The organism is Streptomyces sp. PH10-H1, assembly GCF_030063355.1.
GTDB lineage: Bacteria > Actinomycetota > Actinomycetes > Streptomycetales > Streptomycetaceae > Actinacidiphila.
This window is the reverse complement of sequence record NZ_JASISZ010000004.1, coordinates 108777-126252: the sequence shown is the minus strand read 5'-3', so window position 1 is coordinate 126252 and position 17476 is coordinate 108777. Positions and strand designations below refer to the sequence as shown.

The 17476-nt window shown below is 69.2% G+C and carries 18 protein-coding genes; 10 read left to right on the top strand and 8 right to left on the bottom strand.

What is annotated here, in order from left to right:
- The first annotated feature begins 18 nt into the window (after positions 1–18).
- Positions 19–1374 (top strand): GH1 family beta-glucosidase, encoded by a 1356-nt coding sequence (locus tag QMK24_RS04385; RefSeq protein WP_283463873.1) that lies wholly within the window; start codon positions 19–21, stop codon positions 1372–1374.
- 49 nt (positions 1375–1423) lie between these two features.
- Here the strand turns inward: QMK24_RS04385 and QMK24_RS04380 are convergent, their stop codons facing one another.
- From QMK24_RS04380 to QMK24_RS04370, 3 genes are all read right to left on the bottom strand, one after another.
- Positions 1424–1651 (bottom strand): ATP-binding protein, encoded by a 228-nt coding sequence (locus tag QMK24_RS04380; protein WP_283463756.1) that lies wholly within the window; start codon positions 1649–1651, stop codon positions 1424–1426.
- Between the two features lie 152 nt (positions 1652–1803).
- Complete coding sequence (locus QMK24_RS04375; RefSeq protein WP_283463755.1) at positions 1804–2274, bottom strand: NUDIX domain-containing protein; 471 nt, start codon at positions 2272–2274, stop codon at positions 1804–1806.
- A gap of 2 nt (positions 2275–2276) precedes the next feature.
- A complete protein-coding gene (locus QMK24_RS04370) occupies positions 2277–3020 on the bottom strand; it encodes a helix-turn-helix domain-containing protein (protein ID WP_283463754.1) in 744 nt (247 codons plus the stop codon).
- Between the two features lie 118 nt (positions 3021–3138).
- Here QMK24_RS04370 and QMK24_RS04365 point away from each other — a divergent pair, with 118 nt between their 5' ends.
- From QMK24_RS04365 to QMK24_RS04355, 4 genes are all read left to right on the top strand, one after another.
- The gene (locus QMK24_RS04365; RefSeq protein WP_283463753.1) at positions 3139–3363 is read left to right on the top strand and encodes a hypothetical protein; all 225 of its coding nucleotides are present in this window, start codon (positions 3139–3141) and stop codon (positions 3361–3363) included.
- Complete coding sequence (locus tag QMK24_RS04360) at positions 3354–3566, top strand: hypothetical protein (protein WP_283463752.1); 213 nt, start codon at positions 3354–3356, stop codon at positions 3564–3566. Before QMK24_RS04365 ends, QMK24_RS04360 begins: the two co-directional genes overlap by 10 nt.
- Positions 3566–3802 (top strand): DUF7848 domain-containing protein, encoded by a 237-nt coding sequence (locus tag QMK24_RS41665; protein WP_502962552.1) that lies wholly within the window; start codon positions 3566–3568, stop codon positions 3800–3802. Before QMK24_RS04360 ends, QMK24_RS41665 begins: the two co-directional genes overlap by 1 nt.
- Positions 3803–4398: 596 nt before the next feature.
- Positions 4399–4686: a hypothetical protein gene (locus QMK24_RS04355; protein ID WP_283463751.1), complete on the top strand. Its 288-nt coding sequence runs from the start codon at positions 4399–4401 to the stop codon at positions 4684–4686.
- Between the two features lie 1033 nt (positions 4687–5719).
- Here QMK24_RS04355 and QMK24_RS04350 read toward each other — a convergent pair.
- Positions 5720–7327, bottom strand: coding sequence for a recombinase family protein (locus QMK24_RS04350; protein ID WP_283463749.1), 1608 nt, complete (start codon positions 7325–7327; stop codon positions 5720–5722).
- A 401-nt stretch (positions 7328–7728) separates the two neighbouring features.
- On the opposite strand from QMK24_RS04350, the gene QMK24_RS04345 reads away from it, so the two are divergent.
- Both QMK24_RS04345 and QMK24_RS04340 read left to right on the top strand, forming a co-directional pair.
- Positions 7729–8598, top strand: a complete 870-nt coding sequence (locus tag QMK24_RS04345; protein ID WP_283463747.1) for a helix-turn-helix domain-containing protein — start codon at positions 7729–7731, stop codon at positions 8596–8598.
- Positions 8595–8819 (top strand): DUF397 domain-containing protein, encoded by a 225-nt coding sequence (locus tag QMK24_RS04340; RefSeq protein WP_283463745.1) that lies wholly within the window; start codon positions 8595–8597, stop codon positions 8817–8819. The genes QMK24_RS04345 and QMK24_RS04340 overlap by 4 nt, the downstream gene beginning before the upstream one ends.
- Before the next feature lie 138 nt (positions 8820–8957).
- On the opposite strand, the gene alc is transcribed toward QMK24_RS04340, so the two are convergent.
- A complete protein-coding gene (gene alc / locus QMK24_RS04335; RefSeq protein WP_283463744.1) occupies positions 8958–10073 on the bottom strand; it encodes an allantoicase in 1116 nt (371 codons plus the stop codon).
- A complete protein-coding gene (allB, locus tag QMK24_RS04330; RefSeq protein WP_283463743.1) occupies positions 10070–11449 on the bottom strand; it encodes an allantoinase AllB in 1380 nt (459 codons plus the stop codon). Before allB ends, alc begins: the two co-directional genes overlap by 4 nt.
- Before the next feature lie 217 nt (positions 11450–11666).
- On the opposite strand from allB, the gene QMK24_RS04325 reads away from it, so the two are divergent.
- On the top strand, positions 11667–12440 hold the full coding sequence (locus QMK24_RS04325; protein ID WP_283463742.1) for an IclR family transcriptional regulator: 774 nt from the start codon (positions 11667–11669) through the stop codon (positions 12438–12440).
- Here QMK24_RS04325 and QMK24_RS04320 read toward each other — a convergent pair.
- Complete coding sequence (locus QMK24_RS04320; protein WP_502989140.1) at positions 12399–12725, bottom strand: DUF5955 family protein; 327 nt, start codon at positions 12723–12725, stop codon at positions 12399–12401. The two genes, QMK24_RS04325 and QMK24_RS04320, sit on opposite strands and share 42 nt — an antisense overlap.
- 241 nt (positions 12726–12966) lie before the next feature.
- On the bottom strand, positions 12967–14751 hold the full coding sequence (locus tag QMK24_RS04315) for a serine/threonine-protein kinase (protein ID WP_283463871.1): 1785 nt from the start codon (positions 14749–14751) through the stop codon (positions 12967–12969).
- 174 nt (positions 14752–14925) lie between these two features.
- Here QMK24_RS04315 and QMK24_RS04310 point away from each other — a divergent pair, with 174 nt between their 5' ends.
- Positions 14926–15585, top strand: a complete 660-nt coding sequence (locus QMK24_RS04310; protein WP_283463741.1) for a nucleotidyltransferase family protein — start codon at positions 14926–14928, stop codon at positions 15583–15585.
- Positions 15586–15712: 127 nt separating this feature from the next.
- Positions 15713–17341: a malate synthase A gene (aceB, locus tag QMK24_RS04305; RefSeq protein WP_283463740.1), complete on the top strand. Its 1629-nt coding sequence runs from the start codon at positions 15713–15715 to the stop codon at positions 17339–17341.
- Positions 17342–17476 lie beyond the last annotated feature (135 nt).

Below are 17476 nucleotides of genomic sequence, written 5' to 3'. Positions count from 1 at the left end.
ACCACCGAAAGGCTGCTTGTGAACGACCTCAGCGCTCTCCCCGCCGACTTCATCTGGGGTGCGGCCACCGCCGCCTACCAGATCGAAGGAGCGGTGGACGAGGACGGCCGGGCCCCCTCGATCTGGGACACCTTCTCCCACACCCCGGGCAAGGTGGCGGACGGCGACACCGGCGACGTGGCCTGTGACCACTACCACCGCGTTCCCGAGGACATCTCCCTCATGGGCGAACTCGGCCTGGACGCCTACCGGTTCTCCATCGCCTGGCCCCGTGTCATGCCGCAGGGCGGCGGGCAGGTCAACGCGGCGGGACTCGCCTTCTACGACCGCCTCACCGACTCCCTCCTCGAAGCGGGCATCACCCCCTTCCCGACCCTCTACCACTGGGACCTTCCGCAGGCCCAGCAGGACCGGGGCGGCTGGCCGGAGCGTGAGACCGCCGAACGGTTCGGCGAGTACGCGTCCGTGGTCGCCGAAGCCCTCGGCGACCGCGTGAACGACTGGGCGACGCTCAACGAGCCGCTCTGCTCGTCCTGGATCGGCCACCTCGAAGGCAAGATGGCCCCCGGCCTCACCGACCTGACGGCCGCGGTCCGTTCCTCGTACCACCTGCACCTCGGGCACGGTCTCGCCGTCCAGGCGATCCGCGCCGCCAACCCGGACGCCCGCATCGGCATCGTCAACAACCTCAGCCCCTGCGAGCCCGCCACCGACCGCGCGGCCGACCAGGCCGCCGCGATCCGCGCCGACGGCCACACCAACCGCTGGTGGCTCGACCCGATCCACGGCCGCGGCTACCCCCAGGACATGGTCGACCTGTACGGCGTCGACCTCCCCATCCACACGGGCGACCTCGAAACCATCGCGGCCCCGCTCGACTGGCTCGGCATCAACTACTACTTCCGCAACGTCATCGCCGACGACCCCACCGGTCTGCCGCCGCGCGCCAAGCAGGTCTACCTGCCGGGCGTCCGGCGCACCGCCATGGACTGGGAGGTGTACGGCGACGGCCTGGAACAGCTGCTCATCCGGGTCTCCGAGGAGTACGGGGCCCAGCGGATCTTCGTGACCGAGAACGGCTCCGCCTACCCCGACACCGTCGGCCCCGACGGCCAGGTCGACGACCCGGAGCGGCAGGCCTACCTGGAGGAGCACCTCGCCGCCTGCGCCCGCGCGGTGCGCCGCGGGGCTCCCCTGGCGGGCTACTTCGCCTGGTCGCTGCTCGACAACTTCGAGTGGGCCTACGGCTACGACAAGCGCTTCGGCCTGATCCACGTCGACTACCCGACGCAGAAGCGCACCATCAAGGGCAGCGGCCGCCGCTACGCCGACATCCTCTCCACCCACCGCCGCCGCGCCCGCCGCGCGGCCTGACCCGCCGGCGGCACCGGCGGCCGCTGCCGGTTGGCGCTCACGCCGCCCCTCAGGTGGGCGAGAGCGCCAACCGGCAGCGGATCTGCTTCCCGATCGGCGAGCGGGCCACCCGCCACCCCGACGTCAGCAGATCCACCAACGCCAGCCCGCGCCCCGATTCGGCTTCGGCGTCATCCATCGCCACAGCGCGGCGACGCGGCAGCCGGGCCGGATCCGGGTCATGCACCCCCACCACCACAACCGTCGGCCCGACGGACACCTCCACCACGAGCGGCACAGACTCCCCACACGCCCGCACCGAGTTCCCGACCAGCTCGCAAGCTACTTGCGAAAGTACGTCCTGGCGCGACGCGGGGATGCCTGGTCAGAGCAGTGATCGAAAATGCGGGCCGGTCAGCGTGCGGGGCCTCTCCGTGTTGGCTGGGCCCGTCAGCCGAGGTACGGCTGTGCGCGATGCTCCATGAAGTGGCGGATTCGGAGCTGCTGAGTGTGGTGCATGGGAAGCTCGGCAATCTCAGCCGGTGCGACGAATCGGAGCTCCGTCGACTCGTCGGAGATCGCGAGTCGACCACCGACGACGCGGGCGGTAAAGCAGACGTTGAACTGCCGTCGCACCTCGCCATCCGAGTAGGCGATGACGTGTCGCGGATCGGTGTATGTGCCGACAAGGCCCGTGATCTCTACGTCCAGGCCGGTCTCTTCCTTGACCTCGCGAATGGCAGTGCCTGGAAGCGAGTCCGTCATATCCATACCGCCGCCCGGCAATGCCCAGAGATCGTTGTCTGTCCGATGCTGGAGCAGGATGCGCCCCTCCTCGTCGGTGACGACGGCGGATGCTGCAACGACCAAGCTGTTTGGCTTGGGCGCATTCGGATCGTCGTAGTATTCGGTCCGGGTCACGGTCACGCCTCCTGTACCTGCGTCGCGGTCGCCCACACCGCATCGAAGCTCTCAGCGTAGGTATCGAACATTCCACCATCGCCGTTCCGGCGGAGATGCCAGACAGGTGCGCCGTACGCGTTCACCCCCCAGACGTGCGCATTGACCAACACCTGGTCATCGGCGCGGTACAGGGAGTTGTAGAGCGTGGTTCCATGCGTCCGAACCTCGATGCCGGGCACGCCGACAAGCGGCATGTAGTGCATGAGGGCGAGTCGGCAGCGCGATTCGATGCCGTGGCCGAACCGCTCTTCCTGACCGCGTTGCCGGACGTTGGGATCGTCTGGGTCACCAATGGCGATGCGGACCGCGCAACCTTCGGCGGCGCGCTCCCGCAATAGATCATTGAGGCGGGGATACGCCTCGTGCAGAAAGATAGCGGCATACACCAACACATCGATCTGCTCGTGCGCTTGCAACAGCATGTCGACGAAAGTGGACGCGGGAATGTCCGCGCGCTGATCATAAAGTGCCACCAGTTCGGGACTGACCGCACGGGCGGCGCGAGCCTGCCTGAGCGCTGGCCACAGAGCGTGCACGTCTTCTCCCAGTGTTTCCGCTGCCAGCATGGCCGTGACGCGGCGGGGCGTTCGGCCGAGATTGACCCATCGTTCAACGGACTTGGGGTCCACTTCGGCCTTCGCCGCAAGGGCGGCGTATGTCCAGCCTCCGGCCGCCATGACGGCACGTAGTCTCTCGTTCGGCATCTGAGTCTCTCCCCACCTGCTGGGACGGCACTAGGGACGTTCTACCCCGGGTGGGACGTCCCGAAGTGGGTTTTGGGCGAGGTTCCAACGTCCTGATGACCAGGGTGATGATCCCGGCATGAGCGATGACGGGATTCCTGAAGTCGGCGCGCTGGCGGTGGATACGGCCAAGCGGCGCACGGGGCACGTCATGGGCCGCGTGGGCCCATACATCCAACTGCGGCCAGTCGGCGGCGGAACCGAATGGGATGCCTGTCCGGAGAACGTCAAGCCTGTCGAGGCAGACGGCCAGATGCATACACGGGTCGATGACGCGAACAGCGTTGAGGAACGGTGGTCGTGATGGCCCGGGTTGCGGCGCTGCGGGTACGGAGCGGGGATCTGGTCAGCGTGCGCGGCCAATGGCGAGAGGTGAAGGCGGTTCGTTCCGACCGGTTTGCCTCGGGTGGGCTGGTCGTGGTGCTGGTCTTCAAGGCTGGTCCGTCGCTGCGGATCAATGCGGCGGATGGGCTCGCGGTCGAACGTGGCGGGCGCGGGTTGCGGTGATGGCGAATCGGACGGTGTTTCGGTATGCGGATTGGTCGCTGGCCACGGATACGACGGGTAGCGGGCCGATCTATGCGGCGGAGTGCACTTCGTGCGGTGAGGCGTCGGCGGCGGCGGATGAGCAGGAGGGTCCGGAGGTGTGGTGTCTGCGGCATGCCGGGCTGACTGGGCACACGGGATTCCGTGGCGTGATCACGAGCTTCTTCCGGGCCTCGCTGGTGGAGGGGCCCCGGTGAGGGGCGGGGGCGTGCGCGAGTGGGTGGCGTCGGCCGCCTTCGGGGTGGAGGAGTGGTGGTGGCGTCATGTGACGGATCGCCGGTTGTTCCGCTTGCTGGATGGGGAGCGGAACCGGATCTCGGCCGGGAAGTCCGATGCCCTCACTCAGGAGCGCCTGAGCAGGTTGCTGCACGAGTTCGCTGAGCGTGTAGCGACTGAAGAGCGGGAGGGGCGCTCACCGCCCCCATAGGTCGGGCGGGGGCCGTCGTTCCGGGAAGGGTCCGGCGGCTTCCGCTCTTGAGCTCCCTGGCGCGAATGACACGTGGCGGCTTCCCCTTGATCCGCTGCCGCGTGAGTGCGTCGACCGTGCCGGGGAGGAGAACGGTCCGGCTCCTGGACTACCCCCTGTTGCGTCCAGGGCTGGGCCGTGTGCTCAACAACTGCCGATGCAAGACCGGACCACCCCCGCGCCTCGAAGCAACTGGGGTGGTCCGGCTAGGAATCCGATGATCAGGACCCTGGTGCCGATGGTACCGGGGTCGTCGTCGTGTTCTCTTTCGATGCGCTCCGGCAAGGTCAGAGTTGAGCCAGTGTGCGGGGAAGGGACTGAAAATCGATGTATGACCCTGGGGACGCGGGATACGAGGAGGAGTTCGACGCTGACGCGATGGCGTGGGTGCGCGGGGTGGACTACGTCGCGGGCTGGCGGGAGGCGGTGAACGCCGGTGAGGCGTTGGCGGAAGCGCTGGCGGCGGCCGGGGTGGATGTCTCCGGCCTGATGCTGCGCGCGGAGACGGGGCCGGACGGGGCGGGGCGGGTGCGGGTGGTGCTGTCGGCGGGTGCGGCACACCAGATGGCGGCGCTGGTGCGCTCGGCGGCGGACCGGTGGGGGCAGGCGAGTTGATGGGCCGCGCAGCGTTCGGCCCGCGGTGCCCGGGTGCGGTGCGTGGGCACGTCGCCGGCCGGAGAGGCTTTGGGCGGGAGCTGCCATGGGGGGAGAGAGCAGGGGGCCGTACGCTGACCCGCGACTCGGGCAGGCTTCACCCCTGCCCGCAATGTGACCGAGTGGCCCCCTGCTCTTAGAGGCTCGCCCCATGGTGGCTGCCTAAAGCCTCGGAGGCCGTCGACCCCCAGCCACAACACCCCAGCCATGACGGCGGGTTGGCCGCCGATGACTGCTGTAGGCCGCGCGGAAGCGGGCGGCTGGCGCCCGACGGGACCGGCCGCCAGGCCGCAGCCCGGAGAGGCGGCAGGGCCGCCCGGCGCGCCGCAGGCGCGCCCTTGAGTAAGTAAAGAAGCTTTGGACCGATCCGGCTTCGGGCCCGGCCTCGGCTGTCGCGTCGGGTCCGGAGGCGTCCCGGTGAGTGGTCCCGGGAGCGGGTCGGCCTGACGGCGGCTCGTGGCTCTGCGGGGGCTTGCCGGGATGCTCCACGGGGGCGCTGATCGATGGGTGCGGGCGGGGTCAAACATGGCGTAAGTCAGTGGCAATACAGGGCCTGACCTGGGAAAATGCTAGTACGGGCAGCATCTCGGCCCGGGTAGTCCCCAACATCTGAGGCTGCGTCACATCCACTTCGAGGAACAGCGCGTGAACGCCCGAGATTCCCCTGATCCTGATGTGGAGGCACCCGCTATGAACACCTTCTTCCCCGCCCCGGTTGCACGTCGCGCCCTGTTGGCCCGTGTACCGGGGAGGTGGGCTCCTGGCGACCGCAGATAACCGCCGGTGCCGGTCCGCCTCGCCGATGACCCGGGAACAGTGGCTCGCCCTGCACGTGGCGCGAGCCCCGAAGATCACCCGGGAGCAGTGGCGCCGTACCCGCGCCATCCTGCGCGCGCCCGAAGCACCCGGGCAGTAACACCGCAATGGTAGAGCCCCGATGACCATGAAGCTGGCCATCGGGGCTCTACGCTGCCCGGGATCGTAACGGGCCGGGTTACGGCGTCGGCTTCCACACGGGCTCGATACTGGCGTGGTCGAACCCCCCGCGTCCCATATGCCGGGCGGGATGCACGATGACTGCGGACAGGTACTGGCCCAGCAACGCCCGGTGGCCCGCTGTCGTGGTGGTCGGCGCGTCCCACTCGGCGCGCACCTCCTCCACGGTGCGCAGCTGCCGACTGCGGGCGGCCTGGCTGCGGCGGCTCCTGGCGAGGTCGGCGGTGAGCTTCTTCTCCCGCGTCTCCAGGCCGGGGACGACGGCGAAGAACGTTTCGGTGGTGACGGTGCCGTCCCGCATGCCGGTGCGCATGAGATCCAGCCGGTTGCGGACGTCCTCCAGCTCGGCGGCGGCGGGATCGTTGCTCTCGGGCTCCGGGGCTTGGTCGGCATCGTCGTCCGGGCGGTTGGTCTGAAGGTGCAGGAACAACAGGTCTTCGATGAGCTCGTCCACCTTGGCCATGAGCCGCTGGGTTCCGCCGCACCCGCCGTTCACCCGTCCGGGACACTTGTAGACGACCATCTCCCGGCCGTCCCGGTGCGTGGTGATGCCGACCAAGGTTTTGTTGCACAGCGTGCCGTCTTCGCGCGGCCTGCCGCACCGCAGCAGCCCCGAGAGCAGATACCGGCGCGTGTTGTGCGCGGTGAAGTCCCGTCCCTCCCGGCGGCGCTCGTACTCATCGATCAGCGCCTCCCACTGCTCGACCGTGACGACCGGCTGTGCGGGCCCCTTCACGTACTGTCCCCGCGCGTCACGCACCGCACGGTCCTTCGGTGACGGGGCCGCCGTCCGGCCCTCCTCCCCGCCCTCCTGGTCGGCCTGGGCGGGCGCCGCAAGTTGGCGTAGTACGCCGTTGTAGGTGGCGATACCCGCGACTTTGGGTGAGAGCATCATGTTCTTCAGCGAGCCGAGGTACCACTTCGTTCCCCCGGGTGGGAGCACATCGCCGTCCTGGAGCTTCTTGACGATCCCCGACCACGAATCCCCGGCCGTGAACCGCAGGATCGCCCACTTCAACGCCGCTGCTTCCGCCGGTTCGACCGTGACCCGGTCCTCCTTCCACCCAAATGCCCGCCTGCTGGCCTTGGACCGCCCGTCCTGTGCCCGTTGCAGCCGCTCCCGAGCCACCCGGCGCGCGGTATCGGCGCTGGACTTGTTCGCCATCGCCATCAGTACCCGGGCCATGGCCTTGCCGTTCTCGGTCATCAGGTCGAGCGATCCTGTCACTCCGATGACCGGCCGCTTGCAGTGGTCCACCAGATCGATCAGGTCTTCCAGGTCACGCGGCTGCCGGGCGAGCCGGTCCAGGTCATAAACGATCAGCCCGTCGATCACCCCGTCCTCATAGTCCTTGAGCATCTGCCGGAACTCCGGCCGGATCACCCGCCACACGCTGCGGCCGTCCGGCAGCGTGATCCGACGGCGCTTGTAGGCACTGGTGTCGTTCTCCTCGTAGATCTTGGAGACCTGCCATCCCGCCCGGGCCGCAAGCTCCGCTATGTCCTCCTTCTGTCGAGTGACACCCCGCTCCGTCTCGAACGGGTCGTCAGATATCCGCACCAACGCGCCAGCCTGCCGGGGCTTCCGGCTCTCCTCAATCGCCATGAGAAGAACATACTTTGAGTAGTAGTCAGATCGGACACAACGAGCTGCGCGCTCTGGGCAGTCCCGGCGTCCACGCCCGCCGACGCGAGCGTCTTGCCGGTCAACTCCCGCAGCGCGTGCAGGTTGTCGCCGGAGGCGGTGATGTGGGCGACGAACCCGTGGGGTCTGCTGCGCAGGTAGAACCCGGGGGTGGGTGATTCACACACGTCAGCCATGTTCCGCATGACACCTCCAGCAAGCGGAGCGGGGCGCATCCAGTCGCCAACTCGCGTCGGACTACGTTTTCTTGATGTCAAGCATGACGGCTCGCGCATCACGTCTGCAAGTTTGTCACCGTAATCAACGAATTAGAATTTCTATTCCCATCGACTTGCACGATGTGTCGATGGAAGACTTCGTGCATGCCAAACGTGCGCCCCGTACCTACCGTTCGCCGTCGACGGCTCGGTGAAGCCCTGCGTCGGTACCGCAACGCCGCTGGCCTCACCCTCGACTCCGCAGCCGAGGCCGTGGGATGGATCGGTCCGAAGCTCTCGCGCATCGAGACCGCCAACGGCCACATCCGGCCCGGCGAGGTCGTGAACCTCCTCAAGGTCTACGGCGTCAAGGACCCCGAGGTGGCAACAGCGCTGGAGGGACTGGCGAAGGACGCCCGCAAACAGGGTTGGTGGCAGACCTACAGCGGCGTAGTCGCTCCCGCCTACGCGGACTACATCTCGCTGGAGTCCGACGCCGGCAGCGTTCGCGAATTCGCTCCGCTGGTGATCCCCGGGTTGCTGCAGACGGCGGCCTACGCTCGCGAGATCATCGCGGCGAACGCCACTACCCGAGCCCCGGAGGAGGTTGCGGCTCTCGCCGAGGTGAGGCAAGCGCGACAAGCTGTCCTCACTCGCCCGGCAGGCCCGCTCAAAATCTGGGCGGTCATCCACGAGGCAGTTCTGCACCAGGGGTTCGCGGTACGCCCGAACACGATGCGGGAGCAGTTGCGTCGGCTGCTCGACGTTTCGGAGATGCCGAACGTCACGCTTCAGATCATGCCGCTGGATGCCACACCGCATCCCGGCGGGGCAGGCGGGTTCAGCCTTGTCGGCTTCCCCGGGCCAATGCCCGACGTAGTCCTGTTGGAGAATCTGATCGGAGCGTCCTACGTTGAGGGCATCGACGAAGTGCAGACCTTCGCCGACGCCTTCGAACGTATCGTCGCTGCTGCTCTGCCGACGGACGACTCGTTGGCCCTGATCGCCCGCATGGAAGAGAGAAGCCGTAAGTGAACGACGTACGCAAAGCGGAGTTGTACGCCTTCGACCTCTCCGCAGCTGCCTGGCGCAAGGCGTCCGCCAGCGCAGGCGAGAACAACTGCGTGGAGATCGCGGATCTCCCCAACGGCGCTGTCGCCGTGCGCGACTCGAAGAACCCCGGCCGGGAGCCCCTGCGGTTCGACGCCTTGGAGTGGGCGGCGTTCCGGGAAGGCATCATCACCGGGGAACTCTGATCCGTCCGGGCTGGTCGTACCTCCGCTGAGCGGAGGTACGACCACCCACCCCGGTCCGCATCCGGCCCGGTGCATCCGGCTGAGGTCAGAACAGATGCGGAGTGTTTTTCTGAGCCCCACCGCCCCCTGGCGGTTGGCTCAGCTGATTTCTTCGGTGCGTTCGGTGAGGTGCTGGGCACCGGCAGCGGTCAGGGAGCCGTGCAGGCGCAGGCGGGAGATACCGCCATCGGGGAAGATGTCGATCCGCACCTGCGTGGCCGGGACCGGATTGACCAGGAAACGATGCACCGTATCGGGCTGCAACCTGGTCCGCGGCAGAAGCTGCGTCCACTCCTCGGATCCCTCGTTCTGCACGAACAACGCCGCCCAACCCGCCGAGTTGCCCTTCAAATACCCGGTGTCGATCTCCACCGCACGGATCACACCCTGCGCCACCAGCCGGTAACGCACCCAGTCATTGCCCTTGTCCCGGCGCCGGCGGGTCTCCCAGCCATCATCCATCTTCCGCGACCGCCCCGGCAAAATCGTATTGACCGGCGAGGAGTAGAACCGGTCCGAAGCATCCTCCACCCTCCCGCCGTTCTCCAACGCCACCAGGTCGAAGGTCCCCAGCTCCGCCAGCCACCCCGGATCCGGCGCCACCTCGCCATAGACCCGCAACCGGGCCACCCCGCCGTCCGGATGCTGATTCAGCCGCAGATGCGTGAACCGCCGGTCCACCTCGACCACAAACCCATTCGCCGCATGACCACCCACCGGGGTGCGCGGCACGAGCGTCGTCCACTCCACACCCTCGGCCAGCAGATCCTCCGGCGACGCCGACAACGCATGCGACGTAGCCTCAACCGACACCGACTGCGGGTAGTTGCCACGGAAATGCGCGGTATCCACCACGATCCCCCGGATCACCCCCGGCGCCCCCAACCGGATCAACGCCCAGTCATGATCCGCGTCGACCGGGTGCGGGGTATCGGTCCCCGCACCCCGACGACGACGGGTCTCCCACCCGTCCATGATCTTGCCCTTGTGCCCGAAATGCTCCGGATCGAAATGCGCCGGCTCCGGGATCAGCAGATTCTCCCGCTCCGCGAAGAACTCATCATTCGCCGCGATCACCCCCGCACCCAACCGACGATCCGCCAGATCCACCAGACCCACGAACGGCAACACCCCACACCGGTAATCCGCATACGGATCACCCCCACCGAACGGCCGCGCATCACCAGTGAAAGCGAAGGAAGTAGAGGAGGTCACGCGTTCTCCCGGGTGATGAGGCGGCCGGAGGGCTCGGTGGTGGCGCCGTTCTCGGCGATGAGTTCGCCGCGCAGCCAGGTGCTGCGTACGACGCCGTGCAGGGTCTTGCCCGCGTAGGCGGTGATGCGGTTGCGGTGATGGAGTTCGGCCGGGTCGACGATGAAGGTCTCGTCGGGGGCGAGCACCGCGAAGTCGGCGTCGTAGCCGACGGCGATGGCGCCCTTGGCGGACAGTCCGACGAGGGCCGCCGGGGCCTGGGACATCCAGCGGGCGACGTCGGCCACGCTGTGGCCGCGGCGGCGGGCCTCGGTCCAGATGGCGGGGAGGCCGAGCTGGAGGGAGGAGATGCCGCCCCAGGCGGCGGCGAAGTCGCCGGTGTCCTTGACCTTGAGCTCGATCGTGGACGGCGAGTGGTCGGAGACGATGCAGTCGATCGTGCCGTCGGCCAGGCCCTCCCAGAGGGCGTCCTGGTTGGCGGCCTCGCGGATCGGCGGGCAGCACTTGAACTCGGTGGCACCGTCGGGGACTTCCTCGGCGGTGAGGGTGAGGAAGTGCGGGCAGGTCTCGACGGTGAGCTTGACGCCCTCGCGCTTGGCGGCGGCGATGAGCGGCAGTGCGTCACTCGACGAGAGATGCAGGACGTGCACCCGCGCGTTCAGCCGCTTGGCGAGGGTGATGAGCCCCTCGATGGCGGCGTCCTCGGCGGCACGCGGCCGGGAGGCGAGGAAGTCGGCGTAGTGCGGGCCGCTGCGCTGCGGGGCGCCGTCGATCAGCTGCGGGTCCTCGGCATGGACGATGAGCAGCCCGTCGAAGCGGGAGATCTCGGTGAGGGCGTCCTCCAGCTCCTCAGGGGAGAGCTGCGGGAACTCGTCGACACCGGAGTGCAGCAGGAAGCACTTGAACCCGAAGACGCCGGCGTCGTGCAGCGGCTGGAGGTCCTTGACGTTTCCGGGGACGGCGCCGCCCCAGAAGCCGACGTCGGTGTGCACCTTGCCGCGCGCGGTGTCCCGCTTCACGTCGAGGTTCTCGACGGTGGTGGTCGGCGGGATGCTGTTGAGCGGCATGTCGACCAGCGTCGTGATGCCGCCGGCGGCCGCGGCGCGGGTGGCGGAGGCGAAGCCCTCCCACTCGGTGCGACCGGGGTCGTTGATATGCACATGGGTGTCGACCAGGCCCGGGAGCAGCGCGTCGTCGCCGAGGTCGACGAGCCGGGTCCCCGCCGGGATGTCGGCGTCGTACGCCCAGACGGCGGCGATCGTTCCGCCGCTGACCGCGACCGCGGCCGGGCGCTCCCCCTCGGGCGTGACGACCCGAGTCGAGCGCAGGACCAGTTCCACCACGTGCCCACCCCTTTCCACTGCTTCCACTGCTTCCATCGAGTGCTTCGAGGAAGCGAATTTTCAACGTTCTGTTGAACGAATGTGCAGGACAGGGCGGTGAACCGTCAAGGGCATGTAAGATTCCACAAAGCGGAATTCACATTTCGCCACAGCCTCCGTAGCTAACTACAGGAGCGGCACCGCAGTAGATCAATTAGCGAGGGTCGGCCGGTAGGCTTCCCCTCAATCATCTACCGCTCAGAGGAGATCGCACGTGTCGTCAGACCGCGCAGGAGGCGTTCAGTCGCTCGAACGCGCCTTCGACCTGCTTGAGCGGATGGCCGACGCGGGCGGCGAGGTCGGCCTGAGCGAGCTCTCCGCCAGCAGCGGGCTTCCGCTGCCCACCATCCACCGGCTGATGCGCACCCTGGTCGACTGCGGCTACGTACGGCAGCAGCCGAACCGCCGCTACGCGCTCGGCCCGCGGCTGATCCGGCTCGGCGAGAGCTCCGCCAAGCTGCTCGGCACCTGGGCCCGCCCCTTCCTCGCCGAGCTGGTCGAGACGACCGGCGAGACGGCGAACATGGCCCTGCTCGACGGGGACGAGATCGTCTATGTCGCGCAAGTGCCCTCCCGCCACTCCATGCGGATGTTCACCGAGGTCGGACGGCGGGTGCTGCCGCACTCCACCGGTGTCGGCAAGGCACTGCTGGCACACGTTCCGCCGGACGAGGTGCGGGCGCTGCTCGCCAGGACCGGGATGCCCGCCGCGACCGAGAAGACGATCACCAACGCGGACGATTTCATAAGCGAGCTGGAGAAGATCCGCGAGGCCGGCTACGCGGTGGACGACAACGAGCAGGAGATCGGGGTCCGCTGCCTGGCGGTCACCGTCCCCGACTCCCCCACCGCCGCGGCCATCTCGATCTCCGGGCCCGCGGGCCGGGTGACCGAGGCGGCCACGGACAAGATCATCCCGATCCTGCAGGAGATCGCCCGGCAGCTGTCACAGGCCCTCGCGAGCGCCGGGGCCGGTACCACCGCCTGATCCGAAGCCGCCTGATCCGAAGAGGTCGACGGCCCTGCGCAACTCGGCCAGGGCCGACGCCAGCGCGCTCACCGAGCCCAGCGCGGCGGCGATCAGCAGCAGGGAGTGCCGCAGCCGCTCCGTCTCCAGGAGCCCTGCGTCCGTGGCGGCCGCCAGCGAGTCCAGTTCGTCCTCGGCGATCGCTCGGTCCGGTAACTCCGAGCGGAGAGCGGCCAGCTCCCTTCGTACCCGGGCGACCGACAGACGCAATGCCGTCACCCGTGGATCGTCCGCACCGGGCGGCACCTCCGCCCGGATGTTCGCCGCCGTCCGCGCGGCCCCGGCACAGCTCTCATCGTCCACAGACCTCACCCCCACCTCCACACCTCGGCGAATGCGCCCCCCAGCGCCCCCGCGCGCGCCCCGGTACGACTTCTGGGGCGCGATCAGTAAACGCGCAGTGCTGCGCTTCCCGCCACACAGACGACGAAATCTGCGCCAACTTCCTTGTAGCAAGCGGCTTGGCGACAATTGCGAAGGCGGACGATCAACCTGTGGCAACGGCGTTGCGCCACACCGTGAAATCCACGCTGAGGTAACGGCTCGGCGACCCCTGCGGCGAAGAGCCGTGTACGGTGACGAGCCCGATATGGCCCGCCCCGGTCTTCACACAGATCTGCGAGCCCTTGACGAGTTTCCCCGTGTCGATGGACGTGGCGTAGCGCGTGTTGTCGCGGCACCCTGCCAGCGAACCGGATTCGCCGGGCTCCAGCAGCGCCAGGGTGTTCCTGGTCTGGTCGGTGGCGACGATGGCGAGTTCGGCCGAGAAACCGAAGTCCCCTTCGTAGTACACATCCCGCTTCTCCGGGCGCAGCGGCTCCTCGGAGAGGACCACGCTGTAGCCCGACGGGATGTTGATGCCGTTGTACACGGCGGCCTTGGGACCCGCCGCGGGCGCGTTGCTCTTGCCGCCGGTCCCGCCGCCGGACTGCGAGGGCGTCCCCTTGTCGGCACCGGTGTTCTTACTCGCGTCAGTGGTGTCGCCCTCGTGGCCGGCCGCGTACGCGCCGGCGCCGATCAGCGCGGCGACCACGACCGCCGCGATGATCAGGCCCGTACGGTTCTTGCGCGGCGGCTGGGGCGGCACCTGCCACCCCGGGCGGCCACCGGGCCCGACCGGCGGATACGCATAGCCGCCCCCGGGCGGCCGGACCGGCTGCGCCTGCTGGTGCATCGGCTGCGGGTGCATCGGCTGCGGCGGCTGCGGCGACTGGTGCACGGACTGGGTCGGCGGCTGGGTCGGCGGCTGGGTCGGCGGCTGGTGCACCGGCTGCGTCGGCGGGTGGAGCGGCGGCGCCGCCGGCGCCACCGCCGGCGCCGGCGGATACGCGGGCTGCGGGGCCGGGGCGGGCTGCGGGGCCGGGGCGGCCGCCTGGGTCAGATCGGCGGCGTACGAAGTCGGCAGCCAGCCGTCCGGGCGGCGCAGCGCCGGGTCCTGTGACGCCTGGCCGCACATCGCGATGATCTGGGCGGTGGACGGCCGGAGCGCCGGGTCCTTGATGAGGCAGCGGGTGACGATCTCGCGCAGCTCGCCCGGCAGCTCGGAGAGGTCCGGCTCCTCGTGCACGATCCGGTAGAGGACGGCGTGCGAGGGCCCGTCGCCGAAGGCGGCGCCGCCCATCGCGGCGAAGGCCGCGATCTGGCCGAGCGCGAAGATGTCGGTCGCCGGGGTGCAGCTCGTCCCGGCCGCCTGCTCGGGGGACATGAAGGACGGGGTGCCGATGGAGACGCCGGTGCCGGTGAGCGCGGTGGTGTCGGCGGCCCGGGCGATGCCGAAGTCGATGACGCGCGGCCCGTCGACCGCGAGCAGCACGTTGGACGGCTTGAGGTCGCGGTGCACGATACCCGCGTGGTGGATGACCTGCAGCGCCTCGGCTATCCCGGCGACGAGCAGCAGCACGGTCGCCACCGGCATCGCGCCGTGGTCGGCGACCGCCACGTGCAGCGAGGGCCCCGCCACGTAGGCAGTGGCCAGCCAGGGCCGGGCGCCTTCGGTGTCACTGTCGATCACCGGCGCGGTGTAGAGGCCCTGCACCCGCTGCGCGGCCTGCACCTCCTGCTTGAACCGGCGGCGGAACTCGGGGTCCTCGGCGAATTCGGGACGGATCACCTTGATCGCCACCGGCCGCCCGCCGGGCGTGTAGGAGAGGTACACCTTGCCCATGCCGCCCGCGCCGAGCCGGGCGCTGAGCAGATAGCCCGCGACGGTCCGCGGGTCGTCGTCCGCCAGCGGCTGGAACACTTCGGGGGACGGGGTCTTGGCGTCCGGCACGGTGACGGGCACCGGGCCCTGCTGATGGTTCGTCAAGTCTGCCCCTTGGCCTGCGGATACCCGTCCCTTACGGCGCTGAGCCTACCGAAACCGGCGGCCCGCCCGCCGCCGTGCGCCCAAACCACCGGTATCCACCTCTTCGCCTCCGGCCGCCGGGTGATGTAGGCAGTAACCATGAAACCCATCGCACCGAGCGACGACGCGACCCTTCCCGCTATCGCCGGCCTGCTGCTCGCGGCGGGCGGCGGGCGGCGGCTGGGCGGCCGCCCGAAGGCGCTGCTGGAGTACGCGGGCCGCCCGCTCGTCGAGCACGCGGTACGCGGGCTGCGCGAGGCCGGCTGCGGACCGGTGCACGTCGTGCTCGGGGCGGCGGCGGCCGAGGTCCGAGAGCGGGCCGATCTGGCGGACTGTGTGCTGGCCGACAACCCGGACTGGGCCGACGGCATGGGCTCGTCGCTGCGCGCGGGCCTGCGGTCGCTGGCGGGCACGGGCGTGCAGGGGGTCGTGGTGGCGCTGGTGGACCAGCCGGGGATCGGCGCCGCGGCGATCGCCCGGGTGATCTCCGCGTACCGGTCCCCGTCGAGCCTGGCGGCGGCCTCGTACGGCGGGCGGCGCGGCCATCCGGTGCTGTTCGGCGCGGAGCGCTGGGCCGGCATCGCGGACGGCGCGTCGGGCGATCAGGGGGCCCGTGACTACCTGAAACTCCACAGGGAGGCGCTCACGCTCGTCGAGTGCGGTGACGTCGCCGACCCCGCCGATATCGATACCCCTGATGACCTGCACCTTCTGAAGCCCGCCGGGACGTCCGCTGCACCGCGTGCCACAAAACGTTGATCTTCCGCAATGCGGATACTATGCTCCACCTTGCAGAATCGCCCCTATCCCGGTACGACCCGGCACTCCGTGCCAGGGTCTCGACCCGGCGGCGCCCAGCACCCTTTGTCCCCTAGAGGAGTCAGTCATGTCCGCAGCAGTGCCGTCCTCGGCGGCCGTCGTCGCCGGCGACGCAGCCCCCGTCCCCCGCGCGGAGGAGGTGCTGACGCAGCAGGCTCTGACCTTCATCGCCGAGCTGCACCGACGCTTCGCCCCGCGCCGAGCCGAATTGCTCGCGCTCCGCAAGGAGCGCCGCGCCGAGATCGCCCGTACCGCCACCCTGGACTTCCTCGCGGACACCGCACATGTCCGCGCGGGAGACTGGCAGGTGGCTCCGGCCCCGGCCGCGCTCAACGACCGGCGCGTCGAGATCACCGGTCCCACCGACCGCAAGATGACGATCAACGCGCTGAACTCAGGCGCCAGGGTCTGGCTCGCCGACTTCGAGGACGCCTCGGCTCCCACCTGGGAGAACGTCGTCAGCGGGCAGATCAACCTGATCGACGCCTATGAGCGGCGGATCGACTTCTCGACCGCTCAGGGCAAGTCGTACGCGCTCAAGGCCGAGGCCGAACTGGCCACCGTCGTGATGCGCCCGCGCGGCTGGCATCTGGAGGAGCGGCACCTCACCGTCGACGGCGAGGCCGTTCCCGGCGCCTTCGTCGACTTCGGGCTGTACTTCTTCCACAACGCGAAGCGCCTGATCGCCAAGGGCAAGGGTCCGTACTTCTACCTGCCCAAGACCGAGTCGCACCTCGAAGCGCGGCTGTGGAACGAGATCTTCGTCTTCTCGCAGGACTATGCGGGCATCCCGCAGGGCACCGTCCGCGCGACCGTCCTCATCGAAACGATCACCGCCGCGTTCGAGATGGAGGAGATCCTCTACGAGCTGCGCGACCACGCCGCGGGCCTGAACGCCGGCCGCTGGGACTATCTCTTCTCCATCGTGAAGAACTTCCGCGACGGCGGCGAGAAGTTCGTCCTGCCGGACCGCAACGCGATCACCATGACGGCGCCCTTCATGCGCGCCTACACCGAACTGCTGGTCCGCACCTGCCACAAGCGCGGCGCGCACGCGATCGGCGGCATGGCCGCGTTCATCCCCTCGCGCCGCGACGCCGCGGTCAACAAGGTCGCCTTCGAGAAGGTCAAGGCCGACAAGGACCGCGAGGCCGGCGACGGCTTCGACGGCTCCTGGGTCGCCCACCCGGACCTGGTGCCGATCGCCCGCGCCTCCTTCGACGCGGTCCTCGGCGACCGGCCGAACCAGAAGGAGCGGCTGCGCGAGGACGTCCACGTCACCAGTGGCCAGCTGCTGGCCATCGACTCGCTGGACGCCAAACCGACCTACGAGGGCCTGGTGAGCGCGGTGCAGGTCGGCACCCGCTACATCGAGGCGTGGCTGCGCGGCCTGGGCGCCGTCGCGATCTTCAACCTCATGGAGGACGCCGCCACCGCGGAGATCTCCCGCTCGCAGATCTGGCAGTGGATCAACGCGGGTGTCGTCCTCGAGCACGACGGGGAGGCGGTGCGGGCCACTCGCGAGCTGGTCCGGCGCGTCGCCACGCAGGAGCTGGCCGCGATCCGCGCCGAGGTCGGCGACGACGCCTTCGCGGCGGGCAAGTGGACCGAGGCGCACGACCTGCTGCTGCGGACCGCGCTGGACGAGGAGTACGTCGACTTCCTCACTCTCCCGGCCTACGAGCTGCTGGGCTGACACCCGCCCCACAGCCGCCCTCACACCTGCTCCCACACCCGCGCACATGGCCGGGCGGGCCCCGATCCCACGGGTCGGGGCCCGCTTCGTTATCCGGTGGAGCTGTGCCATCGTGCCGGTATGTGACAACGTGGG